The sequence below is a fragment of the Paenibacillus liaoningensis genome (assembly GCF_059609455.1).
This window is the reverse complement of the sequence record NZ_JCAALU010000027.1, coordinates 51839-59077: the sequence shown is the minus strand read 5'-3', so window position 1 is coordinate 59077 and position 7239 is coordinate 51839. Positions and strand designations below refer to the sequence as shown.

Annotated in this window: 5 protein-coding genes and 2 pseudogenes; all 7 read right to left on the bottom strand. The window is 41.5% G+C overall.

Annotated elements, in window-relative coordinates:
- Nucleotides 1-312 precede the first annotated feature (312 nt).
- Nucleotides 313-1536 carry a macrolide family glycosyltransferase gene (locus AC6B99_RS31015; protein WP_056038933.1) on the bottom strand — a complete coding sequence of 408 codons (1224 nt, stop codon included), beginning with the start codon at nt 1534-1536 and terminating at the stop codon, nt 313-315.
- A 69-nt stretch (nt 1537-1605) separates the two neighbouring features.
- Nucleotides 1606-2970 carry an MFS transporter gene (locus AC6B99_RS31010; protein ID WP_494862302.1) on the bottom strand — a complete coding sequence of 455 codons (1365 nt, stop codon included), beginning with the start codon at nt 2968-2970 and terminating at the stop codon, nt 1606-1608.
- A gap of 284 nt (nt 2971-3254) precedes the next feature.
- The gene (locus AC6B99_RS31005) at nt 3255-3560 is read right to left on the bottom strand and encodes an iron-sulfur cluster assembly accessory protein (protein WP_494880788.1); all 306 of its coding nucleotides are present in this window, start codon (nt 3558-3560) and stop codon (nt 3255-3257) included.
- Nucleotides 3549-3755, bottom strand: a pseudogene (locus AC6B99_RS31000) (winged helix-turn-helix transcriptional regulator); the annotation flags it as partial. The pseudogene AC6B99_RS31000 and the gene AC6B99_RS31005, both read right to left, overlap by 12 nt.
- A gap of 723 nt (nt 3756-4478) precedes the next feature.
- Nucleotides 4479-4608 (bottom strand): annotated as a pseudogene (gene proA, locus AC6B99_RS30995) (glutamate-5-semialdehyde dehydrogenase); the annotation flags it as partial.
- A 398-nt stretch (nt 4609-5006) separates the two neighbouring features.
- On the bottom strand, nt 5007-5447 hold the full coding sequence (locus AC6B99_RS30990) for an Rrf2 family transcriptional regulator (RefSeq protein WP_056038957.1): 441 nt from the start codon (nt 5445-5447) through the stop codon (nt 5007-5009).
- A 423-nt stretch (nt 5448-5870) separates the two neighbouring features.
- A complete protein-coding gene (locus AC6B99_RS30985) occupies nt 5871-7238 on the bottom strand; it encodes an MFS transporter (protein ID WP_496664964.1) in 1368 nt (455 codons plus the stop codon).
- Nucleotide 7239 lies beyond the last annotated feature (1 nt).

The window sequence follows — 7239 nt, the reverse complement described above, 5'->3', positions numbered from 1 at the left end:
GCGACGGGTTACGGACCCAGGGGAACGACCGATCTGCCCCGGCTACTGACAAATACACCACCAAAATAAAAAGTGGTCAACCAGTAATAACTGGCTGACCTCATAATACGATGGTAACGATAGTTAAACATAAAGGGTTCCACATATTAGTCATGCATAATATGTAGAGCCCTTTATTTAACTTGATTTTTTTAAGTTTAGGTCTTGATAATTTTCAGTCTAGTACTATATTTTCCTTAGACAACCGAACTGTTTTTTTGTTTTTTACACTGTCCACTTGACAGGGAGCACTTCACTTTGAATGGAACACCACTAAATTGTGTAACTTCCTCGGGCTGAACCCATATGACTCATGATCATTTCGGCGGCCCGCTTGTAACCGCCAGCCTGGCGTAAAGATTCACCGATGAGGTAAGCCTGCCGTTTATAATGTGAATTGTGTAGGACTTCTGTTAACGCCTCTCTCAAATCAGTTGCACTGAGGTTATGTTTATTCAAAGTAATACCCGCGCCCAACTCCTGTACCCGATCTGCAACAAGAGGCTGATCTGACGTTAATGGGATCATCACCATCGGAACGTTGTAATATAGCGCCTCACTCGTGCTGTTCATTCCAGCATGTGTAATAAAAACATCTGTATGCTGCAGCATGTCCAACTGTGCAATGTATGGCTTGACGATAAAATTAGGAGGAATTTGTTCCGTCAGCGGCTCCATATCCGTGTATTTCCCTGAAGATAGAACAACATTCACGGGTAGATCCCCTAATGCTTCAAAGCAAAGCTGATAGAAATCCAAGTTCTTATTTAAAATCGTACCCATGGCAATGTACACGGTTTGAGGGTACCGTTCACGAAGCAGCTCGAACGAGAAGGCCGGAGCATCTTGACGTGTTATGATCGAAGGACCAGTGAAAATAAAACGATCATCCAGCTTTTCTGCCTGCGGCTGAAAATAACGGCTGGTGTACACGAGCTTTAACTGACCTGCATGTGCCGGAATCTCTTCCATGGCTGGAATACTCACTTGAAACTCTTCGGATAACTCAGTTGTTATCTTCATCGTTGTCTCATAAAGCTCCTTCGTCTCCGTCTCATTAAGGTCTGATCCAGACCCGAGAGGCTCTACAAAAGCAAAGGAGGCAATCGAACACACCGCGGGAATTCCCAGTTTTTCTGCAAGAATAGTCCCTCCCCATCCCATCAGGGAATCAAAGATTATATAGTCAAACTTTTGATTCTCTATTACTCGCAGCACATTGGGGATGATCCTCCGAATGATACCGCTTACCATCATATAAATGAACTGATAAGAATGCTTGTACTCCTGGGGTTTCAACACCGGATCATGAGAGAAGGCATCTTGTGGAAATGGATAGGTAAGTATCTGGGCACCAGTTTGTTCAATTCGGGAACGATACTCCTCCGTGCACACATAGATGACTTCCTCACCATTGTTCGTCAACTGAGTAACTAATCCTAACGACGGATTCACATGTCCTTCAGCTGGAGTAATGACTACTAATACACGTGCCATCTTATCCACCTCCCAATGCAATTTGTCCCCCGTTCTTCGTGATGTATTTAACGACGCGGCCGTCATCCGTTACATGGAAATGTTGTCCTTCACCTGGCTGATCGGATGATGTTCTTGATGAACGAGTTTGTTAATTCGTAGTGCTGCCAAGAAACTTAACAAAACCAATAGTAATTGCAGTGTTAACACGATCAAAACGCCTGTCGATATGCCCCATTGTAAAGTTTCGGACAAGGCAATCAGAGCGCCACCAACTCCAATGTTTACTCCCATATAGAAGGAATCCACAAATTGCAGATTCGCGGACATTTCTCCCTCTTTCCTGGGCATGGCATGTTGTAAAGCAATGGCTGCAGTAGTAGGGTTGGCCAATCCAACACCGAACCCTGTAATCATTTGCGAGAGAAGGATGAGTATAATTCCACCGTCCGTCAAAATAAGAGCCAGGATCACGAGTACAGTTCCAGCGATCATAATCCCAATGCCGGTCATGACTCTGCCCTTTCGGGCAAGACCTTGATCTCGTGCATCAAGCTTGGCTTGCAACCACGCTGCGGCGGACCAGCTCAGAGAACCTGCTGCTACAAGAAGGCCAGCAAGGTCAGCTGATAACCCCTTCACTTCGGTTAGTGCCAAGATCACAAAACTTTCCGTTGTAAAATAACAAGCAACATATAGCCCTCTGGAAACCAAAGTAGCAGGCAATCCTTTTTTTACCGAAAAAGTGCCCACAGGCAGCAGTTTACGCATTGGTGGGATCATGACGACTAATCCACCCAAAGTGAGTACTATGCCTTTCCAATCGGTTATCATACCAAGTCCTGTGAGTAACAGCCCCGTTCCAACGGCAAGTAGAATCGCATAAATAATCTTCGAGTCGGTTGCTCGCGCTGGACCTGTCAGATCTTGCCGAAGCTGCAAATCACGGAAAGAGCGGAATGTAAGACTGAGCGCCAATCCAATCAAAGGTAGAACGATCCAGAAAACATATCGCCACGAGATATAGGAAGCAATAAGGCCTGCTACATAAGGCCCGATCAAGGAAGGCAGTACAAATGCCATGGAGAATGCGGCCAGGATTTGAGTACGAAGTGCATCTGGATAATGCAATGTCACACAGGTATAAACGCATGTGATCAGGGCCCCCGCTCCAAAACCTTGAAGGGCTCTTCCGGCAATAAGCATGTGCATATCGAAAGAAATAGCGGAGACCACAGTTCCTAGCACAAAAACACTAAAAGATACCAGCATGGATGTAAAAACACCGCGCTTGTCAACCTGCTGACCCATAACCAAGGTTCCAATAAGCTGAGATAACAAAAATGCGCTGAAGATCCAACCGTATAAATGAATGCCCTCTAAACTTTGTGCCATTTTCGCGGCAATAGTCGTGATAGCCAGTCCTTCGAAAGCTACGGTTGCCAGAACCAGCATAATACCAATTGTAGGCGCCCTGTACTGAGCATCAAAAATCCCAATCTGATTGTTGTTTGTCTTCCACACCTCCGTAATTTGATGGTTATTATGGTAAATTAAACCTCTTATCATTCTGAATATACATTAAGCATTCCACTTTGTAAAGTTAAATGTTTAAAAAGTGGGGTCGTGCTCAAGAATATGATCCACATATTCAATAGGAGATTTTGCTTGAAAATATGCCATTTTCATTACAGTCAATTTGGAGAAGTTCATCCTGTAAGATCCAGGCATCTGTTTTTTCAGACCATTCTGAAACTGGCCCCGCATCCACACGAAACTTTGGCATTTGGATTATTCATGGTGAATCCGCCTAGCATTCCACTTTCTTCATAGTCAATCTCAAGACCATCAATATATGGAATACTGTTCGCGTGAACCAATATCCTAAAATGCTTTTTATTTAACACAATGTCTTCTTCTGCCTGCTGTTCATCCACGATAAGGGTATAAGATAAACCACTTCTTCCCCCTTCATCAACGCCTACTCTAAGGAAGGCATTTTGGATATTCGCACTAGGGCGTGTCAGAATTGTTCTTTTGACCAAGTTATCATGTTGAAGACCCTTTAAACGTCTGGAGAGGATCATTTCGGAAATGGAAGGAATGCTTTCGAAAATTTCACCGAATTTCTTCGGACCTTGAGAAAGGGTGAATAAAATATGGATCGTCCATTTCGTTCCGATGATGCGATAAGCTGTAAATATTTTATTCGGATCTTCAGTGAACAATGGTCTGTACACCCACCTTCTTATTCATCAGCATTCTTTAAAATGTATTTTTAACCGCTACACATCCTTAATGACGTGTAACGGTTTTTTTCATATTAGTGGCGTTACGAATTATTGAATTTATCTCTGATTTGGCGGATATAGATAAGTCTACTGGAAGTGCTTTGCTCAGTATCATGGTCGGATCGCTTGTGCTGGCACGTTCCGTTGATGATCTCAGCATGAGCGATAGCTTCCTTGCTGCAGGAAAACAATCGCCAAGAATTTACTGAAACATTCAATACCTACGTACGATGATAAAAAATTGACTTAATGCCTATGATACAGAGAATAATTTTCTTAAATCATCGTTACTGTTAAAAAAAGAGAAGAGACAAATATCACTTTTCAGTCGATATTCGTCTCTGTCTTTAGCTGCTATATTTAGTTTTAGTTTTCTAATATTCCATATATTGGTCACAAAATAGACAGGAAACTGTATGTTTTCCATGAATGATTTTGCATCATCATAGATAGGCGGATTACACCAATGTTCGACCATCATGTCGCATAGTTCTTTTGCACGCTCCTGCGATTGGAAATGTAAAAGGAGTTCAGTAAATCTTCTGGCGTCTTCGCATTTCCACTTTTGAAAACCCGCTTAATCACTTCATAAGATATAGGTCCGTTTTCATATACAACTGTTCCGTAAAAATCGAGAAATATTGCTTTTATTATCGTTACCTCCATGTTTTATTTTGAAAATTCTATACCGATCTCCGCATCGAAGCCAAATTCACCCCCTGGTAAACCTTGTCGAGGAATTATGATAGACAGCCGCTGCATCCACTACTTTCAGAAAACGTAAAGCGTTCCTGTAGTCTTCATCCCTTCTTGAGTCAAATATGCTTTATGAATCACCTCAGACATGGAGTAACTCGTTCTTTTGAAGAGCCTTCATGTAGTTTTCTAAACTTATAAACCCATATACGAACTCTATCTTAATCTTGTATTCTAAACTTTTCAGTAATTTGTCTGTACGTCCACTTAGCTTCTTCATCTAAACGTAAGGCCTCTTGCCTTTTTTCCTTTGTGTATGATTTATTTAGCTGCTCTATCTTCCTCATAAAAAAATACACCCCCTAAAGTATCATCGGATTCCCATACGGGTTTTTCCAATATCCACTTTAAGGGGAGTACTTCGTAGTATGGGAAGGGGATCTTGGAATGCTACTAATAGAGCTGTCTCAAAATGAATTGCGAGTTAAATGTTATCCTTGCCCTTTACTTGCTTGATAACTGCATCGTATCTGTTAATAAGTCTCCAATTGACGATCTAGCCAATTCAGCTTTCATGGCCTGCTCCGCAGAGAAATATAGAGGCTCTAAAGCAGAACTAATATTCCCTCCGATTGGACAGATAGGGTTTGGCGTACTGTGATGATAATCAAAAAGTTCTTTCTGCTCAACCGCTTCATAAACGTTTAATAACGAAATCTTCCTAGGCTCTACTGCCAAGCACCACCCTGCTCCTGTACCATGCCTTACATTGACCAGCCCCGCCTTGGATAACGTAGACAATATTCTGCGTATAAAAACGGGGTTGGTATTCACACTTTTTGCTATAAACTCTGAAGTCAAATATTCTTTTGAATGTTCTGTGGCACTGTAGGCCAACAAAGTCAATATATGCAGTGCAACGGTATAACGACTTACGACTGCCATTCATTTCCCTCCTCCATTCACGCTAGTAATGAATAGCGCCTGATTCAATATCTTGTTTTCGTTACATAACAGAATGGACTTTTTCCGCAAGTTATTCTCGGCCGCATACTCAGCCAGAATAGAATCGAGTAGCCTTGTATGAGAAGCAAAGTTGCTGTGACTTCAAACTGCCCTTTTCCACTCGATTTATCATATCAGGATTTGATATCAGGTACAACGTCTAGCTGTATGAGTGGAGGCTCTCACACGGTTTGAGGTACTGTCAATCGCGGCCACATAGATTCGATTTGATTTATACCGCAGCGATGCCTAGATTGACCAATTGACACACCGAACGTCAAAAATGCGGTTTTTGCGCTGTAATTTTGCATCGTTTGAACACAAGCCAAGTCTCACTATTCCGGAAGGAGGAGGAGGGATAGCTTATGAGGATATAGTTAATTTACGATAATAGTATGAAAAGCAATTAGTTAATAATGCGAAGATAAATAATCCCCAAAATATATTAGCGTAAGCGATTGGGAGAGAATAATTATGTTGCCAACGCAGTGCACTAGATACCCCAGCAATACCAAATGCGCCACTTAAAAACTGTAAAAGTTGATATAGTCCTATACCAGAACTAATTTCCGATGGAGGAAGGATACGGGATATTTCATTAGAAACACTGCTTCCAAGCATCGTAAATCCAAGATTCATTAATAAAAAGACAAATATATTGGCGATCCAGAACCGAACGCCTATAATCGCAAATAGACATGTAGCTGCAAGAATAAGGATTGGTACAAAGCGTAGTATACTGCTATTGCCATTGCGATCAATTATGGCACCTATCTTCCGTGAGGCAAGCATAGACAACAACGCCCCTGGAAAAATAACAAAACCCGCCTGACTGGCACTTAAATTAAAATGATTTATTAACACCTGAGGAAGTAAGTATAAGGATGAGAAATTGCACAAATAAGCTAATATCCCTATTAACGATAATGAGATATAGGTTTTGTTTATGAATAAAGAAGGTTGAACAAATGGTTTTGGCGTACGAAGTATTCGAAAAACAAATAACACTAGCCCAAGTAGACCAATACATAAAGATGACCATGATTGATTAGTCAAAAAAAGGAGTATGCCAGCGGTGCCGATGCTGATATAACAGGCTCCCTGCACATCAAACTTTCCTTTTACAAATCGTTCTTTCGGTATTAGTCGAAATAGGAGAGGGACAAGTATCAATGTTAAAGATGAAATAGCAAAAAGGTATTGCCAACCCAAAAATTCTACGACAAATCCACCAGTAATCGGTCCAAGACCAAGACCAAGCGAAACGGAGGACATAATAATGGACATTGTTTTCCCTCGCCGCTTAATGGGCACATATCTGGTTAAGAGAACGATGGATAAAGATATAATAGCCCCAGCTCCAGCAGCTTGCATTATTCGGGCGATTAATAATACCCAAAAGTGATGACTAAAAAAACCTACAATAGAAGCAATTCCAGTAGTTATGAGGCTAGTTGTAAACAATAAATGGATGGGAACAAAGTCTGACAGCCTGCTATATGTAATCGAGGCAATAGCAAACATGATTGAATACCCTGTTATTGCTAAAGATATCGTTGATAAAGGCAATTCAAAAAAATGAGATAAATCTGATATGGCCAGATTGAACATAGCAGTGTTCATGATGACGAGCACAACTGCGAAGCCCACTAAGAATATAATCAGCCCTTCTTTTGGAAGAGCGGCCTCCATTTTTTGTGTAACAGGCTGGTTGGCTTCATTTGTGCTCATC